Consider the following 347-nt stretch of genomic DNA (forward strand, 5'->3'; position numbering starts at 1 on the left):
GTTGAAATGCGAGCCAGCGCCAGCTTGGAGGAGGCACAGATTGTTGCTGACATATTTCACAATGTTCCAGCGAAAATATCTGCGTTCGAGGAGCCGGAGGCCATAGAGGCTGAGATACTGTCGAAAGCGAAGCGCCATGGGTGCGAACAAGACATCGAACAAATTCTTAGGCATGCGAAACGACAAAAAACAAGGTGAGTTGAAATATATTTTGAATTTAAAGTAAGATATGTGGTGGTGACTTGGATTGCGGTAACTGTGCACCAGTTATCCACTATTGTTGCCATCGACGCTTGGGCATCGAATTGCGGCGTCGGTGCACCTAGTTGGTCGCAACCGTCGCCGCC

Annotated in this window: 1 protein-coding gene; it reads left to right on the forward strand. The window is 49.0% G+C overall.

Annotated features, from left to right (window positions below; genetic code table 11):
- A partial coding sequence (locus EN846_RS35675; RefSeq protein ID WP_210236149.1) for a hypothetical protein occupies positions 1 to 198 on the forward strand: 198 nt, incomplete at its 5' end.
- Positions 199 to 347: the final 149 nt, after the last annotated feature.

The sequence above is a fragment of the Mesorhizobium sp. M4B.F.Ca.ET.203.01.1.1 genome, from assembly GCF_004791025.1.
Taxonomy (GTDB): Bacteria; Pseudomonadota; Alphaproteobacteria; order Rhizobiales; family Rhizobiaceae; genus Mesorhizobium; species Mesorhizobium abyssinicae.